Annotated in this window: 16 protein-coding genes, 1 tRNA gene and 1 other RNA gene; 14 read left to right on the top strand and 4 right to left on the bottom strand. The window is 46.1% G+C overall.

Annotation, left to right across the window (positions count from 1 at the left end):
• The first annotated feature begins 269 nt into the window (after positions 1-269).
• On the top strand, positions 270-1,367 hold the full coding sequence (locus tag J2T16_RS24680) for a stalk domain-containing protein (RefSeq protein ID WP_308723440.1): 1,098 nt from the start codon (positions 270-272) through the stop codon (positions 1,365-1,367).
• A gap of 260 nt (positions 1,368-1,627) precedes the next feature.
• Here the strand turns inward: J2T16_RS24680 and clpP are convergent, their stop codons facing one another.
• Together clpP and J2T16_RS24670 are read right to left on the bottom strand one after the other, a co-directional pair.
• Positions 1,628-2,224, bottom strand: coding sequence for an ATP-dependent Clp endopeptidase proteolytic subunit ClpP (gene clpP, locus J2T16_RS24675; RefSeq protein WP_090924795.1), 597 nt, complete (start codon positions 2,222-2,224; stop codon positions 1,628-1,630).
• Positions 2,225-2,404: 180 nt separating this feature from the next.
• Positions 2,405-2,479 (bottom strand) — tRNA-Arg (locus J2T16_RS24670).
• A gap of 498 nt (positions 2,480-2,977) precedes the next feature.
• Between J2T16_RS24670 and J2T16_RS24665 the strand changes: the two genes are divergently transcribed.
• The 10 genes from J2T16_RS24665 to ssrA all read left to right on the top strand — a co-directional run bounded on the left by J2T16_RS24665 (position 2,978) and on the right by ssrA (position 15,633).
• The gene (locus tag J2T16_RS24665) at positions 2,978-4,009 is read left to right on the top strand and encodes a sugar-binding transcriptional regulator (protein WP_499019435.1); all 1,032 of its coding nucleotides are present in this window, start codon (positions 2,978-2,980) and stop codon (positions 4,007-4,009) included.
• A gap of 121 nt (positions 4,010-4,130) precedes the next feature.
• Complete coding sequence (gene gap / locus J2T16_RS24660) at positions 4,131-5,138, top strand: type I glyceraldehyde-3-phosphate dehydrogenase (protein WP_056695277.1); 1,008 nt, start codon at positions 4,131-4,133, stop codon at positions 5,136-5,138.
• A 149-nt stretch (positions 5,139-5,287) separates the two neighbouring features.
• Positions 5,288-6,469 carry a phosphoglycerate kinase gene (locus J2T16_RS24655; protein WP_154891555.1) on the top strand — a complete coding sequence of 394 codons (1,182 nt, stop codon included), beginning with the start codon at positions 5,288-5,290 and terminating at the stop codon, positions 6,467-6,469.
• A gap of 33 nt (positions 6,470-6,502) precedes the next feature.
• On the top strand, positions 6,503-7,255 hold the full coding sequence (tpiA, locus tag J2T16_RS24650) for a triose-phosphate isomerase (RefSeq protein WP_308723438.1): 753 nt from the start codon (positions 6,503-6,505) through the stop codon (positions 7,253-7,255).
• Position 7,256: 1 nt separating this feature from the next.
• Complete coding sequence (gene gpmI, locus J2T16_RS24645) at positions 7,257-8,801, top strand: 2,3-bisphosphoglycerate-independent phosphoglycerate mutase (protein ID WP_499019434.1); 1,545 nt, start codon at positions 7,257-7,259, stop codon at positions 8,799-8,801.
• Between the two features lie 244 nt (positions 8,802-9,045).
• Positions 9,046-10,332: a phosphopyruvate hydratase gene (gene eno / locus J2T16_RS24640; protein ID WP_090924800.1), complete on the top strand. Its 1,287-nt coding sequence runs from the start codon at positions 9,046-9,048 to the stop codon at positions 10,330-10,332.
• 233 nt (positions 10,333-10,565) lie between these two features.
• Positions 10,566-10,799: a preprotein translocase subunit SecG gene (gene secG / locus J2T16_RS24635; RefSeq protein WP_090924801.1), complete on the top strand. Its 234-nt coding sequence runs from the start codon at positions 10,566-10,568 to the stop codon at positions 10,797-10,799.
• Between the two features lie 584 nt (positions 10,800-11,383).
• The gene (gene rnr, locus J2T16_RS24630) at positions 11,384-14,203 is read left to right on the top strand and encodes a ribonuclease R (RefSeq protein WP_499019433.1); all 2,820 of its coding nucleotides are present in this window, start codon (positions 11,384-11,386) and stop codon (positions 14,201-14,203) included.
• 156 nt (positions 14,204-14,359) lie between these two features.
• Entirely contained in the window at positions 14,360-14,842 is a 483-nt protein-coding gene (smpB, locus tag J2T16_RS24625) for an SsrA-binding protein SmpB (RefSeq protein WP_090924803.1), read from the top strand.
• A gap of 426 nt (positions 14,843-15,268) precedes the next feature.
• Positions 15,269-15,633: a transfer-messenger RNA gene (ssrA, locus tag J2T16_RS24620) on the top strand.
• 129 nt (positions 15,634-15,762) lie between these two features.
• Here ssrA and J2T16_RS24615 read toward each other — a convergent pair.
• Together J2T16_RS24615 and J2T16_RS24610 are read right to left on the bottom strand one after the other, a co-directional pair.
• Positions 15,763-16,344: a hypothetical protein gene (locus J2T16_RS24615; RefSeq protein WP_336121377.1), complete on the bottom strand. Its 582-nt coding sequence runs from the start codon at positions 16,342-16,344 to the stop codon at positions 15,763-15,765.
• 315 nt (positions 16,345-16,659) lie between these two features.
• Complete coding sequence (locus tag J2T16_RS24610) at positions 16,660-16,857, bottom strand: hypothetical protein (RefSeq protein ID WP_336121376.1); 198 nt, start codon at positions 16,855-16,857, stop codon at positions 16,660-16,662.
• 449 nt (positions 16,858-17,306) lie between these two features.
• On the opposite strand from J2T16_RS24610, the gene J2T16_RS24605 reads away from it, so the two are divergent.
• The 3 genes from J2T16_RS24605 to J2T16_RS24595 all read left to right on the top strand — a co-directional run bounded on the left by J2T16_RS24605 (position 17,307) and on the right by J2T16_RS24595 (position 23,076).
• The gene (locus J2T16_RS24605) at positions 17,307-19,826 is read left to right on the top strand and encodes a histidine kinase (protein WP_499019432.1); all 2,520 of its coding nucleotides are present in this window, start codon (positions 17,307-17,309) and stop codon (positions 19,824-19,826) included.
• On the top strand, positions 19,814-21,433 hold the full coding sequence (locus J2T16_RS24600; protein ID WP_336121373.1) for a response regulator: 1,620 nt from the start codon (positions 19,814-19,816) through the stop codon (positions 21,431-21,433). Before J2T16_RS24605 ends, J2T16_RS24600 begins: the two co-directional genes overlap by 13 nt.
• 326 nt (positions 21,434-21,759) lie before the next feature.
• Complete coding sequence (locus J2T16_RS24595) at positions 21,760-23,076, top strand: extracellular solute-binding protein (protein ID WP_154959895.1); 1,317 nt, start codon at positions 21,760-21,762, stop codon at positions 23,074-23,076.
• The last annotated feature ends 41 nt before the right edge of the window (positions 23,077-23,117 follow it).

Raw genomic sequence — 23,117 nt, 5'->3', positions numbered from 1 at the left:
CTGGCTTTGAGGAAGCGAGGGTCAGAAAGTACTTGTGTTACCTGTCTAAGAGATGGTCGAATCATGTCGTTTTTGTAGCATTGTTCGTGACAAAACGTTCATTTTCTGCGATTAATATCGTACGATTTTCATCAACATTGTAACTGGAGCTGTAAACCTTTCCGAAAAAGGGTTAATTATAATAAAGAGGCAAGCGTATGGCCTATGAAATCTAATTAAATTTACATACGCATTAAACCTAAATGAAATATTAGAGAGGAGTTTTACAGATGAAAACATGGAAAAAGTGGACGAGTGCATTATTGGCAGCAGGTGTAATTATGGGAGGAAGTACAGCGTGGATGGATCAATCGGTTCAAGCAGCATCCGTATCTTCCAAAGTAACTGCACCGGCTGAAGTAACGTTGAAATCAGGCGGTAAAACCCTCACGCAAAAAGGGTTGCTCCAAGGTGGATCTACATGGGTGTCGCTGACAGCAGTTAAGGATGTAGCAGGCGGGACATTGAAATATGATGCAAAAACAAAGTCATATACCGTAACTGCAGCGAACAATGCAATGACTGTTAGTTTGATGGATGGACAGCCGAACGTGTATATTAATGGTTTTTATCCTCAAGTGGAAGCAAAGTTGATCCAGGGTCGTTTGTACATCCCGTTCTCTGCAATGAGAGATTATTTGGGTGTACAAGGTAGCTGGGATGCCAAAACCAAAACACTGACCCTGAGCAAGGTGAAACAAAATAACGTACAGGTGAAATCGACCAAAGCGAATGTAACCGTTAAAAATGCTGAGGTGGATGTGCAGTACCCGCAAGTGAGCGGACTGGCGAGCAAAGAGGCAGAAGCTGCGATTAACAAGGTGCTCAAAGATGAAGTAGACACCGCTGTTGCGGCGTTCAAAAAACAAACGTCTGAATTTGGTGGAGCAACTGCAAATCGTCCATATGCATTCGAAGCTTCGTATGTGGTGAGTTACAATGAGAACGGCGTACTGGGTCTGATCACTCAACGTTATGAGGACTATGCAGGCGCACACGGTATGACTTACCGTACAGGTCACACGTTTGCACTCGACACTGGCAAAGAGCTGACACTGGATGATGTAATTGCTAATAGCAAGTCGATGCGTGAAACGATCAGCAAAAAGGTTGGCGAGCAACTGAAAGCGAACACGGGATACTTGAGTGGCTACAAAGGCCTTAACAAAGATCAGGATTTCTACGTGACGCCAACAGGTGCAGTGGTATTCTTCCAGTTGTATGAGTACACAGCATATGCGGAGGGCTTCCCTGAATTCAAGTTCACTTACAAGGATATTCTGCCTAAAGGAACCGCACCATTCAGCAACGTAGCTTCGGAGAAGTAAGTTCGTATTAGGTTAGATGAAATCATAAAATAAATTAAATTCAAGTCAAGAGCACTTATACCGTTTCTTCGTGAAAAATAATAAACCGGAAGCCTCCGTCGAAGCAAGAATGACGGGGGCTTCTGCTTTATGCAGGCAATGCACCCCAAGACCGGGTGGTGATATTGCCTGTTTATAATTAAAAAGCGCAGAGCGTGCTCACCTATATTCAGGTGATGCCCGCCCTGCGCTTATTTACGTTGTCTCCAGGTAGCTAAAGCTTAGATGCCTTGGGAGCCTACGTTTTGGATTACTTTATCGATGATACCGTAATCGGCTGCTTCAGCAGCACTCATGAAGTAGTCACGATCTGTATCTTTTTCGATACGCTCCAGAGGTTGACCTGTGCGCTCGGAGATGATGCGGTTCAAGGTATCACGCATTTTCAGAATGCGACGTGCACGGATTTCGATGTCCGACGCTTGACCTTGTGCGCCACCCAGTGGTTGGTGAATCATAATTTCACTGTTTGGCAACGCAAAACGTTTGCCTTTTGCACCGGCATTCAACAAGAATGCACCCATAGAAGCCGCCATACCTACGCAGATCGTAGATACATCCGGTTTAATGAACTGCATTGTATCGTAAATTGCCATCCCCGCTGTGATGGATCCGCCTGGGCTGTTGATGTATAGGTGAATGTCTTTCTCCGGATCTTCCGCTGCCAGGAACAACATCTGTGCCATGATGGCATTCGCTACAACGTCATTCACGTCGCTGCCAAGGAAAATGATACGATCCTTCAGCAATCTGGAATAAATATCATAGGCGCGCTCACCCCGGTTGCTCTGTTCAACGACCATTGGAATATAACTCACGTGAAAAACCTCCTCGGAAATGTAAATGTTAAATGGTGTTTATACTTAAACTGTTACCGTATTAACCACATCATAAACAATCTCAAACAAAAAGTCAAAGAAAGTCAAACTAAGTTTGAAAAAAAAGAAACCTTTCCGGTTTCGTTGGTTAAATGCATTATGAGCTGTTAAAAAATTAAGTGGCGCGCCCGCCAAGAATCGAACTTGGATCTCAGGCTTCGGAGGCCTACGTCATATCCATTGGACCACGGGCGCAAATTATGTGACAGCAATAATGATTATAGCTTATGCACTGGTGAATTGCAAGCAGTTGCTTTGCATGAACATGGTGTGGTTTTCCTTACGATTAATGGGCTCACGTTGTCTTTCATGAATGGGCTGAGTTATTCCGAAGATGGTTTGAATTGTTTCGGAAATGATCATGATGAAGAAAGATGGATAAAGCTTGTATTTCAGTACATGCTATAAGAAGTTTTGGACATGCCCTATGAAAATGAAACACAGCAAGATATAGATGTTATGTGTGGACTTCTTCTATATATGGTGTGAGATCCTCATTTCCTTATCTCGATGTGTTGAGGTTGTGAAAATAGGCGCGTATAAACGCCTGCTAACCTGTCGAAATAAGCAATTGAAACACTTGCATCTCGCGTCAGTTTTAGGTAGAATGAACGTGGGACTTAAAAAGTTAACCCGGGACATTTTAAGGCCATGCAGAAAGCTTGGAACATGAAGCTTGCGGGAGTGGAAAGCATGCGAACGATCTTGGAAGTGCAAAAGCAGCTTCTGCCCGATCTCATGGATGTCTTGAAAAAACGCTATACGATTCTGCACCAGATCATGTTATCGGATGTGATTGGGCGGAGAACGTTAGCCAATTCCATGCAGATGACCGAGCGGGTTCTGAGAGCTGAGACCGATCTGTTAAAGGCTCAGGGACTTATCGAAATTGACAGTGCAGGGATGAAGATCAGCGAGGCGGGTTATAATTTGCTGCAGCAATTAGAACCTGTCGCGAAAGAGCTGTTTGGATTATCCGAGCTGGAAGAGCGAATCAAGCAAGCCTACGGTCTGCAAAAGGTAGTCGTGGTTCCTGGTGATTCGGATATATCTCCTTACGCCAAAAGGGAGCTTGGAAGAGCTGGAGCAAAAGCTCTCAGCAGTATCATGAATGACAACGACGTTGTCGCTGTAACAGGCGGATCAACAACGGCCGAAGTCGCAGAACAACTCACACCACCGACTTCAATGAAGGGTGTCTGGTTTGTACCAGCACGTGGCGGGTTGGGAGAGAGCCTGGAAATTCAGGCAAATACGATTGCATCCACGATGGCAAAACGGACAGGGGCTCAATACAAACTCCTGCATGTACCGGATTTGCTTAGTGACCATGCCTATGAATCACTGATCCAGGACCCGGGAGTTCAGGAGATTTTACAGCTGATCAGGCAATCGCGCATCGTAATTCATGGCATTGGTGATGCTGTGGAGATGGCGAAGAGACGCAAGCTTGCACCGGAGATCATTGACGAACTTCAGGAGCAGGGAGCTGTATCGGAGTCCTTCGGGTATTACTTCAATGGTCAGGGTGACGTGGTACATACCATGCTTACGCTGGGCATGCGGCTTCAGGATATCGAACGCACCGATGTAGTCATTGGCATTGCGGGCGGCAAAAGCAAGGCAGCTGCCATCCATTCCGTACTGCGGTTCGGACAGGAAGATATTCTGATTATTGATGAGGCTGCGGCCGAAGTCATCGTCGCTGACATGGAAAACATCTAACTTTTCAGAGATGAAATGGTTTTATTTTGAACACAACTCTTGTTGTCTTGACGGACTTTACCGTCTGTCTTGAATATATAGCTTCATAAAAAACTAATCAAAACTTGGGAGGAACTTACTCATGATTAAAGTAGGTATTAACGGTTTTGGACGTATTGGTCGTTTGGCATTCCGCCGTATTCAAAATGTAGAGGGCATTGAAGTAGTAGCAATCAACGACTTGACTGACGCTAAAATGCTGGCTCATTTGCTCAAATATGATACAACTCAAGGTCGCTTCGATGGCGATGTTGAAGTACATGATGGTTTCTTCAAAGTAAACGGCAAAGAAGTTAAAGTACTTGCTAACCGTAACCCTGAAGAACTGCCTTGGGGAGACCTGGGTGTAGACATCGTTCTGGAATGTACTGGTTTCTTCACAACGAAAGAAGCAGCTGAGAAACACTTGAAAGGTGGAGCTAAGAAAGTTGTTATCTCCGCACCAGCTACTGGCGACATGAAAACCATCGTTTACAACGTAAACCATGAAATTCTCGACGGTACTGAAACTGTAATCTCCGGCGCATCTTGCACAACAAACTGCCTGGCACCTATGGCAAAAACACTGCAAGACAAATTCGGAATCGTTCAAGGTTTGATGACTACAATTCACGCTTACACTGGCGACCAAAACACATTGGATGCTCCACACCCTAAAGGTGACTTCCGTCGTGCTCGCGCAGCAGCTGAAAACATCATTCCTAACACAACTGGTGCTGCTAAAGCAATCGGTCTGGTTATCCCTGAACTGCAAGGCAAATTGGATGGTGCAGCTCAACGTGTACCAGTAGCTACTGGTTCCCTGACTGAGCTTGTAACTGTTCTGGGCAAAAAAGTTACTGCTGAAGAAGTTAACGCAGTTATGAAAGAAGCTTCCGATCCACAAACTTTCGGATACACTGAAGACGAAATCGTATCTTCCGATATCCAAGGAATCACTTTCGGTTCCCTGTTTGATGCAACTCAAACTAAAGTTCTGACTGTTGGCGACCAACAACTGGTTAAAACTGTAGCTTGGTATGACAACGAAATGTCCTACACAGCTCAATTGGTTCGCACATTGGAGCACTTTGCAAAAATGATCAAGTAATATCTGTAATAACATAGAGCGGAAACAGATTGTTATTGTTTCCGCTCTTTATATATGGATATTTAGTTAATTTCTCATGAACACCAGGACTGACAAGGGATTCAGCTCTTGAAAGGTTCACCAAATACATGGGTGCGGAGGAAATAGAGATGAACAAAAAAAGTGTACGTGATATCGAATTGAATGGAAAACGGGTATTTGTCCGTGTAGATTTCAATGTGCCGCTCGAAGATGGTAAAATTACAGATGACAAACGTATTCGTGCAACACTGCCTACGATCAACTTCCTGATCGAAAAAGGTGCAAAAGTAATCTTGGCGAGCCACATGGGACGTCCAAAGGGTGAAGTTGTAGAATCCATGCGTTTGACGCCAGCAGCTGAGCGTTTGTCTGAATTGCTGGGTAAACCGGTTACTAAAGCGGATGATTCCGTAGGTGAAGCGGTTAAAGCTCAAATCGCGGCAATGAACGATGGCGACGTATTGTTGCTTGAGAACGTTCGTTTCCACGCAGGCGAAGAGAAGAACGATCCGGAACTGGCAAAACAATTTGCTGAACTCGCTGATGTATTCGTTAACGATGCATTCGGTGCAGCTCACAGAGCACATGCTTCGACCGAAGGAATCGCTCACTTGCTTCCAGCAGTGTCCGGTTTGTTGATGGAAAAAGAGCTTGATGTGTTGGGTAAAGCAATCTCCAACCCTGAGCGTCCTTTCACAGCAATCATCGGTGGTTCCAAAGTAAAAGACAAAATCGATGTGATCGACAACCTGCTGAATATTGCAGACAACGTAATCATCGGTGGTGGTTTGTCTTACACATTCATGAAAGCTCAAGGCCACGAAGTAGGTCAATCCCTGCTGGATGAGTCCAAATTGGATGTAGCACTTGGCTTTATCGAAAAAGCAAAAAAACTGGGCAAAAACTTCTACCTGCCAGTGGATATCGTAATCTCTGACGATTTCAGTGCAGACGCAAACACAAAAATCGTTGAAGTTGGCGACATTCCTGCAGATTGGGAAGGTATCGACATCGGTCCTAAAACACGTGAGATCTACGCTGACGTAGTTAAAAACTCCAAACTGGTTGTATGGAACGGACCTATGGGCGTATTCGAAATCGAGCCATTCTCCCACGGTACTCGTGCAGTAGCAGAAGCTTGTGCTACAACATCTGCTTACACAGTAATCGGCGGCGGCGATTCTGCAGCGGCAGCTGAGAAGTTCAAATTGGCTGACAAAATGGACCACATCTCCACAGGTGGCGGTGCATCGCTCGAGTTCATGGAAGGCAAAGTGCTTCCAGGCGTAGTTGCATTGAACGACAAGTAAGCTTTAAGCTATAGCATGAAGGAGTTGAAACCAATGAGAACACCAATTATCGCGGGTAACTGGAAAATGTTCAAAACGGTTTCCGAATCCAATGACTTCATTCAGGAAGTTAAAGGAAAAGCGGAAGTCGCAGGCGTAGAAACAGTAATCTGCGCACCTTTTACAAACCTGCCATCCCTGGTAGAAGCTGTGAAAGGCACTAACATCAAAATCGGTGCACAAAATCTTCACTTCGAAGACAACGGTGCATTCACTGGTGAAATCAGCGGTATCATGCTGAAAGAACTGGGTGTTGATTACGTGATTATCGGTCACTCGGAGCGCCGTCAGTACTTTGCGGAAACCGATGAGACTGTCAATAAAAAGTTGCATGCAGCATTCCGTCATGGATTGACTCCAATCTTCTGCCTTGGTGAAACGCTTGAAGAGCGCGAAGCCAACCAAACAAAAGACGTATGTAAAGTGCAAACCGAAGCAGCTTTCACTGGTCTGACTGCTGAGCAAGCAGCACAAGTGGTTATCGCTTATGAGCCAATCTGGGCGATTGGTACAGGTAAATCCTCTACATCCCAAGATGCGAATGAAGTTATTGCTTACATCCGTACATTGGTGAAGGATCTGTACAACGAGCAGGTTGCAGATGCGGTTCGTATCCAATACGGCGGCAGCGTGAAACCGGAAAACGTAACAGAATACCTCGGACAAAGCGACATCGACGGCGCACTTGTTGGCGGTGCCAGCTTGCAGCCGGCTTCGTTCATCGCGCTTGTTGAGGGGGCGAAGTAAGATGACAGCTCCAAAACCTGTAGCACTGATCATTATGGATGGCTTCGGTCTGCGTAACACGGTGGAAGGCAATGCGGTAGCGCAAGCCAAAAAACCGAACTATGACCGTTACATGAGCCAGTTCCCACACACAACTTTGACTGCATGCGGTGAGGCTGTAGGTTTGCCGGAAGGACAAATGGGGAACTCCGAGGTAGGTCACTTGAATATTGGTGCCGGCCGGATCGTATATCAGGATTTGACCCGTATCTCCAAATCGATTCGTGACGGCGAGTTCTATGACAATGAAACACTTGTCAAAGCGGTGCGCGAAGCGAAACAGAACGGTAAAAAGCTTCATCTCTACGGCTTGTTGTCCGATGGTGGCGTACATAGTCACATCGACCACTTGTTCGCGATGCTGGATCTGGCTAAAAAAGAAGAAATGAATGAAGTATACATTCATGCCTTCCTGGATGGCCGTGATGTTATGCCGGATAGTGGTAAAGACTTCATGCAGAAGCTGATCGCTAAGATTGATGAAGTGGGTGTAGGTAAAATCGCAACGGTTCAAGGCCGCTACTATGCTATGGACCGTGACAAACGCTGGGAGCGTGTGGAGAAATCTTACCGCGCCATCGTTTACGGTGATGGACCGAAATACACTGATCCACTCAAAGCGGTTGAAGAATCGTATGAGAAATCCGTATTTGACGAGTTCGTTGAACCAACGGTTATCGTTCAAGCGGATGGTGAGCCGGTAGGTCTGGTAGAGAGTGGCGATTCCGTCATCTTCCTGAACTTCCGTCCCGACCGTGCAATCCAGTTGTCGCAAGTATTCACGAACTCCGATTTCCGCGGTTTCGATCGTGGGCCGAAGTTCCCTGTAGGCTTGCACTTTGTGTGCCTGACGTTGTTCAGCGAAACAGTTGAAGGTTATGTGGCTTACTCGCCTAAAAACCTCGACAATACGCTGGGTGAAGTGCTGGTACAGAATAACAAAAAACAACTGCGTATTGCAGAAACGGAGAAGTACCCGCACGTAACCTTCTTCTTCAGCGGCGGCCGTGATGTAGAGCTTCCAGGCGAAACTCGCGTGCTGATTAACTCACCTAAGGTGGCGACGTATGACCTGCAACCGGAGATGAGCGCTTATGAAGTAGCCGATGCAGCAGTCCGTGAGATTGAAGCGGATAAACACGATGCGATTATCCTGAACTTTGCTAACCCTGACATGGTTGGACACTCCGGTATGCTGGAGCCTACCATTAAAGCGGTTGAAGTGACGGATGAGTGCATGGGTCGCGTTGTAGACGCGGTACTTGCCAAAGGCGGCGTAGTGCTGATCACTGCGGATCACGGTAACGCAGATATGGTGTTTGATGAGCAAGGACGTCCGTTCACAGCTCATACAACGAACCCGGTTCCATTTATCGTAACTGATCCAAATGTAACTTTGCGTGAAGGTGGAATTTTGGCCGATATCGCGCCAACCATTCTTGACCTGATGCAATTGCCACAACCGGAAGAGATGACGGGAACATCCGTTATTGCTACCCGTAAGTAAGTTGCACAGCCAACATATATGAAATTGGGAAGTTTGGCGTTTGCCCCTGAACGGAGGCAGCAGAAATGGTCTGAAGAAGCGTGAGCGTTCGCCTTTATCACTAGGATTCCAACTTATGAGAATAAGTTCAAAGGAATCCGGGGATAACAGCGATCGGAAGACGATTCTGCTGATGTAGTGGATAAGGGGAAACACAAGTGGTCCTAATTTTTAATAAATTCAAAATTAAAGGAGATTATCACTCATGACTATTATTTCTGACGTGTACGCTCGCGAAGTCCTCGACTCCCGCGGTAACCCTACAGTTGAAGTTGAAGTATACCTGGAGTCCGGCGCAATCGGACGCGCAATCGTTCCATCTGGTGCATCCACTGGTGCCCACGAAGCAGTTGAGCTTCGCGATGGTGACAAATCCCGTTACCTCGGTAAAGGCGTTCTGCAAGCTGTTAAAAACGTAAATGAAATCATCGCTCCAGAAGTAATCGGTATGGATGCTTTGGATCAACTGGGTATCGACAGATTGATGATCGCTTTGGATGGTACGCCAAACAAAGGTAAATTGGGCGCAAACGCAATCCTGGCTGTATCCATGGCTGTAGCTCGCGCTGCTGCTGATGCTCTGGAATTGCCACTGTATGTTTACCTGGGCGGATTCAACGCGAAAGCATTGCCAGTACCAATGATGAACATCATCAACGGTGGTGAGCACGCTGACAACAACATCGACGTACAAGAGTTCATGGTATTGCCAGTTGGCGCACCAAGCTTCAAAGAAGCTCTTCGCGTAGGTGCAGAAATCTTCCACAACCTGAAATCCGTACTGAGCTCCAAAGGCTTGAACACAGCTGTAGGTGACGAAGGTGGTTTCGCACCAAACCTGGGTTCTAACGAAGAAGCAATCACTACAATTATCGAAGCAATCGAAAAAGCTGGTTACAAACCAGGTGTTGATGTATTCCTGGGTATGGACGTTGCTTCCACTGAGTTCTACAAAGATGGTAAATACACTTTGGCTGGTGAAGGTAAATCTTACACTTCCGCTGAGTATGTTGACCTTCTGGCTTCTTGGGTTGAGAAGTACCCAATCATCACGATTGAAGACGGTATGTCCGAAGATGACTGGGATGGTTGGAAATTGCTCACTGAAAAATTGGGTGACAAAGTACAACTCGTTGGTGACGACTTGTTCGTAACGAACACTGAGCGTCTTGCTAGAGGTATCGAGCAAGGTATCGGTAACTCCATCCTGATCAAAGTAAACCAAATCGGTACATTGACTGAAACATTCGATGCAATCGAAATGGCTAAACGTGCAGGATACACAGCTGTAATCTCCCACCGTTCCGGTGAGTCCGAAGACAGCACAATCGCTGACATCGCTGTTGCAACAAACGCGGGTCAAATCAAAACGGGTGCTCCTTCCCGTACAGACCGTATCGCAAAATACAACCAATTGCTTCGCATCGAAGATCAATTGGATGAGCTTGCTCAATACAATGGTCTTAAAGGATTCTACAACCTCAAAAAATAAGCTGCGTATACAGCTTTTCGGGCAAGCCGGGTAACCGGCTTGTCTTTTTTATGAACAAAATGGTGCTGTGGAGTGTGGATGTAGTAGCAATATGAATACTTGATGTCCAATTTTGAAATTTAAGGGAAATAGGGTGTGGTGTACTACTTGTATCACGCCTATAGCTATGCTACAATTAAAGCAACTGTTTTTATGGTCAGATGTTATGCCCACATGGGTAGGAGGTGGAAAGAATGGATATTGCTTTGAAATTGCTGCTCGTTGTTTTCTCGATCGGTCTAATCACTGTAGTATTGCTGCAGCACGGGAAAAGCGCTGGTTTGGCGGGTGCCATCTCCGGTGGTGCGGAACATCTTTTCGGTAAAACGAAAGCGCGCGGATTGGATCTTTTCTTGCAACGTGCAACGGTGGTACTGGGTGCAGGATTTATGATTTTGGCTGTTATTGTTACGATCGTTTCGAAGTAACTAGCAGTCAGCAAGAAACCGAATAGCTGAAGCCAATGGCTTAACGGATAAACCTTCGTTTCGTGCAGAAACGGAGGTTTTTTAGTAGAAATTTATTGCTCCAAAGTTTTCCATTTATATTGCTATATAGGCCATCTAGTCCTTCATGAAATTGAGGGATACTGCATTTTGCTTGTAACTTCTGTTCGATTCCCCCTTACTGTTTTAGAGACCCATTTCAGGCAGGTATGCCCCGGCGAGATGTAAAAATCCTGTGATTAATACTTCAAACGTATAGATAAGATTTGTGGTGAAACTAATTTTCTAAATGCTAATTTAAATCAGATCGGGCATATCACATACTGCATAAACTGTTTGAAGGAGCAGACTCAAACGGCTAACTTGGAACGTTAAGAGACCAAGGGTCTTTTTTGGGTAGCTACGGATGGGCTGGATTGAATTCGTGTATACTAGGGTATGAGATAGTAAGGGCGCGGTAATCATACGCATTTTACTATATGGCATCTGTACGAATACGGCACGAATTCCGATACATAAAGAGAAGAGATCAGACTATACTCTTACGTTTCCCGAGGTGAAAACTAATGATAACCGAACAACAATTGCTTGACTTCATGCGGGAGACCGCTTATAAACCGATGACTTATCAGGAGCTGGAACAGCACTTTCAGATTGAAGATGCTGCTGATTTCCGAGCCTTTTTGATTATGCTGAATACGCTGGAGGAATCCGGCCAAATTTTGCTGACCAGTAACAACCGCTATGGTATGCCAGAACGTATGAATCTGGTGCGTGGGCGCTTGCAGGCGCATTCGAAGGGGTTTGCCTTTCTGATTCCAGAAGACCGCGAACACCCGGACGTATATATCCATGCCAATGATATGAAAAGTGCAATGAATGGCGATATTGTGCTTGTGAAAGTAACGTCCCAAGGGCCGTCCGGTGGACGTCTGGAGGGTGAAATTGTACGGATTGTGACGCGTGCAATTACACAAGTTGTGGGTGTTTTTCAGAGTCACGAAGTGTACGGATTTGTCATTCCGGACGATAAACGGATTAATCGTGATATTTTTATCCCGCGTACGAATTTTGCCGGTGCTGTAGATGGACAGAAAGTTGTTGCCAAGATTGTCAGTTATCCGGAAGGCCGTGCAGCCGCAGAGGGTGAAATTATAGAGATTTTGGGTCACAAGGATGAGCCAGGCATTGATATTTTATCGGTCATCCGCAAACACCAGCTGCCTGAAGCTTTCCCGGATGAAGTGATGCAAGAAGCGGAAAAAGCACCGGACTCCATTACGGATGAAGAGATTATCCAGCAAGGACGTCGCGACTTGCGTGGTCTGAACATCGTTACGATTGATGGTGAGGATGCGAAGGATCTGGATGATGCGGTTAACGTGGAAAAACTGCCGAACGGCAACTACCGTCTGGGCGTGCATATTGCCGATGTAGGTTACTACGTGCGTGAGAACTCCAAACTGGATCAGGAAGCATATAACCGCGGATGCAGTGTGTATCTCGTGGACCGGGTTATTCCGATGCTGCCACAACGTCTGTCGAACGGAATCTGTAGTTTGCACCCGCAGGTGGATCGTCTGACGTTGTCTTGTGAGATGGAGTTTAACGACCAGATGAAGGTTGTGAAACACGACATTTTCACGAGTGTCATTAAAACGAAGGAACGTATGACCTATACCAACGTACGCAAAATCCTGGAAGGCGAAGAGCCGGAATTGCTTGAACGTTATAAAGACTTGGTGGATGATTTCCACCTGATGAAAGAGATTGCCTTGAAGCTACGTGCGATGCGCATGCGCCGCGGGGCGGTTGATTTTGATTTTGAAGAATCCAAAATCATTGTCGATGAGAACTGCAAACCGGTGGATATTGTGAAACGGGAGCGTTCCATTGCAGAACAAATCATTGAGGAGTTCATGCTTGCCGCCAATGAGACCGTAGCGGAGCATTTCCACTGGCTTAAAGTGCCGTTCATCTATCGTGTGCATGAAGACCCGGATCAGGAAAAACTGCAAAACTTCCTCGCTTTTGCGGCGAATTTTGGACACCAGGTCAAAGGGCGTGGCAATGCCATTCATCCAAGGGCGCTTCAATCACTACTGGAGGATATTAACGGTACGAAAGAGCAGACGGTCATCAGCACGATGATGCTACGTTCCATGAAACAGGCGAAGTATGACTCGGAAATGTCAGGTCACTTTGGTCTGGCTGCTGAGTTCTACAGTCACTTTACATCCCCGATTCGTCGTTATCCCGATCTGGTTATTCACCGGGTCATTCGTGAAGTGATTGAGAACAAAGGAGCATTACCGGAGAATCGCCAAGAGTATCTGGCAAGCCGGATGTCGGATATCGCCCAGCAGTCTTCAGAGCGCGAGCGTGTGGCGGTGGAAGCGGAGCGCGACACGGAGAAAATGAAAAAGGCCGAGTACATGCTTGATAAGGTCGGCGAAGAGTTTGAAGGCATCATCAGCAGCGTAACCAGCTTCGGTATGTTTATTGAGCTGGAGAACACGGTCGAAGGTCTGATTCGACTTAGCGCGCTGACAGATGACTATTACCATTTTGATGATCAGCATATGGCTTTGATTGGTGAGCGTACATCCAAAGTATTCCGTATTGGTGACGAAGTGAAGATTCGCGTAGCACGAGTGAGTATGGAAGAGTACACCATTGATTTTGAAATGGTCGATATGAAACCTCGCCGAGAACGCGATGGCGGTTTCGATCGTGGTGCTCGCGGTGGTAAAGGTGGTCGTCCTGGTAGCGGCGGCGGCCGAGGCGGAGCCAAAGGTGGCTTCGGTGGAAACCGTGGCGGAAAAGGCGGTGCTGCAGCTGCTGGTTCAGGCAGTAAACGTGACCGCGGCGGCAGATCAGCAGAAGAGAGTGGTAAAGGTGCCCGCGGTGGCCGTGGTGGAGCGGCAAATGCCGGAGCAAGCGCAGGCTCATTAACGGGTGGGTTTGCTGGTAAAGGCAGCGGCAGACCGAAAGGTGAACGTCGTGCGAGTGATGCAAGTGCAGGCACAGGCGCTTCAGGTAGTCGTGGTAAAGGTGCGGTAAGCTTTGGTTTTGGTTCGGGTAAAGGCGGATATAGCTCTGCCCCGGCTGGTCAGGATAGTGGATCAGGTGAACGTAACCAAGGAAATAGCCTGAATGGTAGCGGCCGTGGAGAAGGAAGCTTCAAATCCGGTAAGGGCGGTAGCGGTAAAGGTGGCAAAGGCGGAGGTAAACGTAAGAACACCTCACCTAGTGGTATTTATATCGGGGAAAATGCTACACCGGGCGGCGCGCAAGAAGGCGGAGCACCTCGCCGTAAACGTAAGAAAAACAAAGGCGGGGCCGGGAATGGGACAGCTGCTTTTGTTCGGAAGAAAAAGAAGTAAGTGAGAAATCAGGAGGGGCGGCGTAGGCTGCCTCTTTCTTGATTTTAACAGCCGTCCTTGCTACAATTAAGGTCTGGCACAGGTTTTTTGGTGCAACATGGATGCTATGCTGGTACAGCATGGTACGGGTTTATTTTACGAAGAAGGAGTGAGGACATGGGCAAGAATGATGGGCAGAACAAAGTGCTTGCACAGAACAAAAAGGCTTCCCATGACTACTTCATTGAAGATACGTATGAAGCGGGCATGGTGCTGACGGGCACAGAAATTAAGTCGATTCGTAACGGCCGTGCGAACATTGGAGACTCATTTGCAACGATTCGTAACGGTGAGATTCATATTCACAATATGCACATTAGTCCTTTTGAACAAGGCAATCGTCATAATCCGCTTGATCCAACACGCACACGTAAATTGTTAATGCATAAAGTGCAAATTCATAAGCTACTTGGGTTGTCCAAGCAGGATGGATACAGCATTGTGCCGCTGAAAATTTATATTCGTAATGGCTATGCGAAGCTGCTACTTGGCTTGGGTAAAGGTAAGAAGCAGTATGATAAACGTGACACTGCCGCGAAGCGGGATGCTCAACGTGATATCCAACGTGCACTGCGCGAGAAGCAGAAGGTTGCGCGTTAAAAGAGAACGACGTTTCGCAAACTCGGAATCGATGGAGCCTCGCAGTTTGCCTATGTATGGGTGAGTGTGAGGCTTTTTTATTTTGTAGATTGCGTAAATTTGTGCATCGGTGGGTAAATTAATTAAACCGACGGTTGTAGCTGGGTAAACTTTACTTCCGATGAGTCACGCGGTATAATATGTAGACGATTGAGCCTGATGGCTTGGTTAGTTGGATAGTCTGGATAACCTTTCATTTGCGCTCATTAGACTGGATTGCTTTCCAGCAATCTGCACTATATCGGTGATTCGGGCTGTGATATGATTATTCATGTAGTAGACAGGAATGCCGAGTATGTAAGAAACATCTTTTCACCTTGGAGGGATTAGATGTGCAGCACCTTTGCTCCGTATTCACGGATTAATCCTGGAGCCCTTCTTATATGAGGGGGCGTTTATGGATTCGACGGGGATAGTTCGAGCATGGGTAGCGGGTAGTGGGGACGCGTCCGCTTTATCAACGCTAAAGCCTATTAAACGGCAAACAACAAACAAACTACGCTTTCGCAGCCTAAGAAACTGTGTGCGTGCTTCTACCCTGCATCGCCCATGTGACAGGACTAGGGGCTAACAAGTAGTGGGATACGCTGTCACATCTCCGCCTGGGGTGTGCTGAAGAAGACAATCAGGCTGACCCAACGTATAGCCGGTTACGGGGCGATACTCGGGTGACATCAAAACTGTGACTACACCCGTAGAAGCTTATGTGTCGTTATCTTCGGACAGGGGTTCGACTCCCCTCGCCTCCATTAGTAGTATCCGGAAGACCGCCTGCAAAGGCGGTCTTTTCTGTTTCATAAGGCAAGGTTTCTCTGACGAAAAAAATGACTCCTGATAAATACAGAAGCCATCTAAGTCACTTGATGAAATTTTGCGTTAATTTATTCTACACCGTAAATATCAGCAAGTTCAAAGTATTGAGATGTTGCTTGAGAAACGTTACCCGCTTTCATATATTCAATAAGTTTATCGAACGCGTTCCAATCATAGGAGTTTACGTTGGTTTTAATTGAATTCATGCCACGTATGATACTTTCCAAGTCCTCTACAGACATCACACCACCTTCATCGAGATAGATTTTTGCGTAGCGTAAAACAAATCTGCCATATTTCTGTTCGGATTCACTTAGCTCAGCTACTCCAGGCCGATCAGGCTCGCTTATATCTTGATCCCCATCCAAGGCTATGTATGCTTCTCTCAGTTCATTGATCTGTTTGGTCCTCATCAATTCCGTAACCTCATCAAAGCGCTCTCTGTATTCTCCTTCATAGGTTATCAATGTTCCATGATTTAATTCAGAAAGTAACTGTGCCTGCTCATCACTCATGGTTCCGTACTGATCATATTCCGATAAGTAATGCTCAATGTTCGATTTCTCTTGTTCGAGATATGTATTATTACCACAAGCTACCAAAATCATTGACATTCCAATACATATCCATAATAGTTTCAAATGCTTCATATAGACTCTCCTTTTGTTTTTAAGATCAGTTAGTCGTTATCTCTTCATAAACTTGAAAAAATACCCTCCTTCATATTGAGACATGAGGAAAATACCCCCGTTTTTAGTAACTGTGGCTTCCGTGTTTTGAGCATTGTTAACGGGCATGATCAGTTTTGAATAGAGTTCATCCTGTTCACTTTTTAATAATGTGGGTATAGAATAGTTTATTTGGATTGTTATCAGGTTCGATAAAATTTTTTGCCAATCACGATCATCATCTGGGTATATGTATATACCAACTGTATCTATCTTTCGTGTCCTTCTGTAATTCTCCTATAATAGCTGCTGTGCTCCATTCAGATCGCATTTGAAAATATCAAAATCTTGATTAACCGAATTTATCTTCACCTTGTCAATATGATAATCTAAGCCAATCTCCTTTGCCGAAGCATTGAAACGTTGAGCAAATTCTTCAGGAGTTTGATTAAACGGTTTGATCTGCAAAGCTTGGCGTAGTGTTACAGATCCCATATACTCCTGCACAAAAAATGACTATAAAAACTCCCATAAGTATAAATCTTCTCATTGCTTTTCCATCTTTTTTCTTTACTGAGTATGCTCCTAAGGTTAGGCATGTTATTGAAGCGATTAGTCCGATTAAAAACAGAGTATGTACATGATTATAAGTTCCCTTTCAAGTCAACCTGTGAGAGGAGATGGTTTGCTTTTCAATTGTGATGTGAGTCACTCCTTTATTCATTTATTTCCTCTAGTATACTATGCTTTGATCTAAACTACTTCCAATTTTTCAATACCATTTAACTCTCCCCACATCACTAGCAAAAAAACGATAAAAATGGTTGAGCCTCCTCTATACACAGGCCTATAATATACAATTGTATAAAATCCGATAGGATGGTTGATATCTCAATAATTGATGATGCTTGATGTTGTCGGATTAGAACTAAAGGAGGGTCAAAGTGAACGAAAATACCGAGATAGGGGCGAAAGTAGAAGCTGAAAAAGATGTAAGAGTCACTTTCAATGAGCAACTGAGATTTCGTATCAAAACGTTTATCCTACGCAAACCCAAAACACTCGCCTTTAAAATTCCCTTTGCGTACTTTGTTATTATTCTGCTAACGGTGGCGTTTAGTGCGCTGGTGTTGAACCGTATTTCGGAAAATGATGCGCAACAGAAGATCAACGAAGCATCTCTGCAGACGATTACGTCGATCCAGACTAATGTCAATCTGATGATCGAGAATGTGAACAATTATTCGAAAATGATTTTCTCCGATCCGAACCTGCAGAACCTGCTAAGGCAAGGCAATGTATATGCTAATTTGCAGATGCAATCCAAGGTTAGTTCGTATTTGACCAATCTTATGCAAGCGGTTCCAATAATCGATTCAGTCTACATTTATGACAACTCGGGACACCGTTTTTCGGTGGGCACACAGCAATGGCCTGCTTTTCTCGAAGCGAATGTGAAGGATGCACCGTGGTATGAGCAAGCTCTGAATTACAAAGGGCGATACCTGCTCAGGCTGAATGGCGGTGACAGCAACGAAAAGCAAGCCGGAGTCGGAGCGGTGGCAGAGAACATTAACAACACTGTATACACACGGGCAGATGTAAAAGAAAATAAACTTCAAAATTCTCCTCATCATGATTCTGCTAACAAAGAAACAATCCAAAACGTGATTAACAAAGATCAAGGCTATGAGCAACTCAATAGAGAAATTCATGAAAACGAAAACACTAGCAACATGGACAGCAAAAATACCAACGATATAAACAATAGTCAAAATGTCGGCAGGCCCCCGGCCAACGGAAGAAGTTTAGAAATGGAGACTGAGAACGAAACAGAACAGGGAGAAGAAAAAGATAAAGAAAATGAAAATGAAAAAGAGAAAGAGAAAGAGAAGGTGGTCTCTTTTATTCGTTTAATGCGCGACCTGGACGATACCTCTCCACTCGGCTTTTTGGTCATGAACATCAAAGAGAAATCCATTGCGCAGGCCTACGCTAATCTACCGGCATCCGATTCATTTCAGGTAGCCATTCTGGACGAGCATCAGCAGATTATCGCATCGAATGCCACTACAAATACGGCAACAAACACCATGACAAATGCTGTAAAGAATGCGGCTTCTACAGCTTCTTCTTCAACATCTCTGGCATACACAGCCTCATCAAAATCTACCGCACATACAGCAACTCCAACAGCTACAGAATCAGAAGAGGCAATTCCATCTGATGCATCCTCGTCCACAGCTCAGAAACAAGCAAGTATGCAAGAGATTCTAAAGACGAATCAAGCGAAGTTAAAGCAGGCATTTCAGGAACAGCCTTCAGGCGTTCTGACTCTACATTCCGGAGGACAAGAATACGCGGTGACTTACCGCTCAGCAGGTGAAGATCAGTGGAAATACATCAGCATGAGTCCATATCGCGCAACAGATACCCGCAACACCTCTCTGGTTCTGCTTGCTTTCATGCTGCTGGCGGTGAATGGGTCTGTCTTTTTTATCAGTTCTTTTATTATCTCTCGTAGCGTCATTAAGCCGATTCATAAGTTACTCCGATCCATGCAAAAAGCACCCAGTGGCAACTTCCGCAAAGTTAAAGTGGAGCTGAACAGTTACGAATTTGAACAACTGTACAGTGGCTACAATCAGATGATTGAGCAGATCGAGCAGATGCTGAGTCGCATTATTCAGGAGCAGCAGACGATCCGCCGAGCGGAGTTGAACACGCTCCAAGCACAGATCAAACCGCATTTTCTATACAACACACTCGACTCGATTACTTCTCTGGCGATGTCGGGTATGAACGATAAAGTGTGCGAGATGCTGGAGGCACTCGGAAGTTATTATCGGCTGAGTGTGAGCAAAGGCAATGAGGTCATCACACTACGCGAAGAGGTTGAGATTGTACGTCATTATTTGACCATCCAGCAGGTGCGTTATCCGGGTGTATTTGAGGTGCAGTACGATATCGATCCGGAGTGTGAGCAGGTGCTGATTCCGAAACTCGTACTCCAACCACTGGTGGAAAATTCACTCTATCATGGCATTCGCGCCAAAGGCAGCTCGGGCATTATACGTATTCAGGCGCAGCAATCGGGAGATAGCATTACTCTAACACTTACAGACGATGGAGCAGGTATGTCCGAGGAACAAGTGCAACAGATTCAGCGCACAGAAAAGCACAACTTCATCCGACTCGTGCATGATCAGTCAGAGCCTAGCTCCTTCAGCGCCCCCGACCTAACTAATCTAGCTACTCTCTCGAGCTCCTTTAAATTCTCTTCTAACCCTAATCTCGCCTCTAACTCCAATGTGAATCAAAGCTTTGGTCTGTGGGGAACGATGGAGCGGCTGCGTATTTTTTATGATCGTGAAGATGTGTTGAATCTTAAGAGTGTGCCTGGAAAAGGAACCACCATAACCATTACGATCCCGAAGGGAGACGTTGGATCATGGAACCATTAAAAGTATTGCTTGTGGATGACGAATATCTCATCCGAAATCTACTACGTATGCGCATCGATTGGCAGGAACAAGGCATGCAGATCGTTGGCGAAGCCTGTGATGCGGCAGAAGCCTTAGAGCAGATAGAGTTGTTACATCCCGACATCGTATTCACGGATATTTATATGCCCAAGATGGACGGCATTGAGCTGAGTGGTCTCATTTTGGAGCGTTATCCGAACATCAAAATTGTAGTGGTGACAGGACATGATGAATTTGAATATGCACGTCAGAGTGTGAAGCTGGGCATATCCGATTTTATTTTGAAACCGATTCGAGCTACTGAGTTATTACAGGTTACCACCAAGCTGCGAGCGGCTATCGAGCAGGAGAGAGGAAGGGAATATGAGCTGACCAAGCTACGAGAGGAGATGAAGCGCAGTCTGCCGTATCTCAAGGAACGTTTTGTGAATCAGTGGCTACAAGGGGTGTTGCATGAGGAAGAGGTGCGGGAACAGTTGCATTTCTACCGCATTCCAATCGCTGCGGACCACCCGCAGTCTCGAGTAGCCATCATCGAGGTACAGGCCGCGTTACCTTCACAAGCGGAGACTTCTACAGAGGAAGTTCATATCCTGATGCGTATGGATGGTTTGAAGCACGTACAGGCCTATTACCAGCAGGATATATACAAAATCATTGTCATGGACACACACAATCGTATTGTCATCCTTGCGACCCAACCTGATGCTAAGCTAACCGAGCAGGCCGAGAAGCTTCTGGAAGAACTGCGATGTCTGCTTAAAGTTGACGGTTCCGAGGCAGACGTAACGATCGGGATTGGACAGCTGTACTCCGGGTGGGAGAGTGTCTGTATTGCTTACCGTGAGGCATGTCGTGCTCTGGATTACCAGACGTTTGTGGGGAAAAACCAGGTCATCTGCTTCGAGGATCTCGTGATCGAAAGCGATAAACGCAGTCAGCCGTATCGCTCGGATAAAGGGCTTCTAGAGCAGCTGCAATTCTGCATTAGCGTTGGTGCGGGAGAGGAGGCTGTGTCTTTACTTAAACAGATCCTTGCTACCCCATTCTCCAATACCGCACAGTTCCGCATGGCGGCTATGGATGTAATTACCGAATGCCAACGCGCCGCCATGGAGCAGCAACTTGAGGGGGAGCAGGTATTCAACCAGGAAGCTGTTTCAATAATGCTGATGGCAGAGCATTTACCAGACTTGAGAGCGATGCTGGAGCAATATGTCCGGGCCATATCGGGTGTGATTAAAGCCAAACGACAAGCGAAGGAAGTCAATTTAATCGATCAGGTCAAGGCGTACCTGGAAGAGCAGATGAGCAATGCAGAGGTGGGGCTGTCGAGTACAGCCGCGGCTTTTTACGTAAGTCCGGGTCACTTGGGGCGTTTGATGAAAAAAGAAACCGGGCAGACGTTTGTTGAGTATTTGACGCAGCTTCGTATGAAGAAGGCCGAATCCTTGCTGAAGCAGACGGATTTGAAAGGGTATGAGATCGGAGAGCAGGTAGGCATCCCGGACCCTCAATATTTCAGCGTGTTATTCAAAAAACAGTTCGGCCGCTCCATGAACGAATACCGGAACGTCCGAAATTAAGCCTTTTCTATTTCGAAATGGTCGCGCTTTCAATTGTGTTCAAATATTACAAGTCGATGCTTGTTTTCTAAATGGAGCGCAGTGCGAACCACTACTAAAATATGGGTACATAGTTGAATTACTTTTTACACAAAAACGGAGAAGACAGAAAAAACCTGAAGAAAAGAAGAGTTCGCCTTTATCACGGGATTTTACCCCTTCAAAAGGGAATCAAAAAAATCTGGGGATAACAGCGATCGTAAGGTTATTCTGTCATCGGAGTGTACGTGTAAATATCTGAGTTCTACTATGTACAGAACCAATAAAAAGATCAGGGAGGTCATATGATGAAAGCGCTATTAAAGAAATCTTTAAGTCTGTTTCTGGCTCTGGGACTTGCGGGAAGTCTAGCTGCATGTTCGTCCGATTCGTCTGGCGGAGCACAGGGGGGAAGCAATGGTAAGATCAAGCTGACGCTGTGGGATCAATCGGTTGGTACAACAGACCCGTCAGCCAAACTGCTACCTGAGATTGTGGAGAAATGGAACAGCGAGCATCCCGATATCCAGGTTGAACGTACAGGCACAACAGGTGAACAATACAAAACGAAAGTGAAAACATCCATCGCAGCTGGTGAGTCACCAGACCTGTTCTACGGAATGGGCGGGGGCAGCTTCATGCAGCCCTATATTAAATCCGGTAACGTACTGGAGATTACGAGTTATCTGACTGACGATATTAAGGAACGTATGGGTCCCGGGATGGCAGAAGCGATCAATATGGATGGCAAAATCTATACGTTACCTGTGTACACACACATCGCCAACCTTTACGTGAATACGGAACTGTTCGAGCAGGCGGGTGCCAAAATCCCGACTACATATAACGAGTTACTGGATGCTGTCACCAAATTAAAAGCGGCTGGAATTACCCCAGCCGTGATTGGTGAGAAAGACCGCTGGCCGGGCATGTACTGGTATGACATGATTGCGATGCGCCAAGCGGGGAATGCGGCAGTGATCGAAGCATTCAAAGATCCGTCCAAGTGGGATTCACCGGACTTTGTCGCGGCGGCGACCAAGATGCAGCAGCTGGCTCAAGCCGGAGCATTCAACAGCAGTATGTTCAGTATGAGTTATGACGAGATGCTTGGCGCATTTAATGCAGGCAAAGGAGCGATGATGTTCCAAGCCAACTGGGTGAATGCAGGTATCGAAGACCCGTCTGCCTCGGCAGTTAAAGGTAAAGTGAAGGTGATTCCGTTCCCGGTATTTGAGGATGGCAAAGGCACTAGCACTGAGATCTTCGGCGGAGCAGTTGACGGTTTCTACATCAGCCAGACGACCAAACATCCGAAGGAAGCTACGGAATTCCTCATGTATCTGAGCGAGCAACTCGGCACACAAGGTTTCCTGGCGGGAGCAGGACTGCCAAGCTGGAAAACCGATTCACTTGACACCTCCAGCTTGTCTTCTCTCGATCTATCTGCGGCGGACATTATGAAAACAGCCACCTCGTTTATCGCCTGGTGGGATAACATTTTGCCAGCCGAGTCTGCGGAAGCACATAAAAATCTGATTGCACAGCTGCTGGCTGGTGACGTGACGCCAGAGGAGTTCTGCAAACAGATGGCGCAGTTGAAACCAACGGAGCTAAGTCTATAGGTTAAAACCTCGTAGGCTTCCCCCGTCTGCACCTGATAACC

This window comes from Paenibacillus intestini (genome assembly GCF_030803945.1).
Classification (GTDB): Bacteria; Bacillota; Bacilli; order Paenibacillales; family Paenibacillaceae; genus Paenibacillus; species Paenibacillus polysaccharolyticus.
This window is presented reverse-complemented; position numbering and strand designations above follow the sequence as displayed.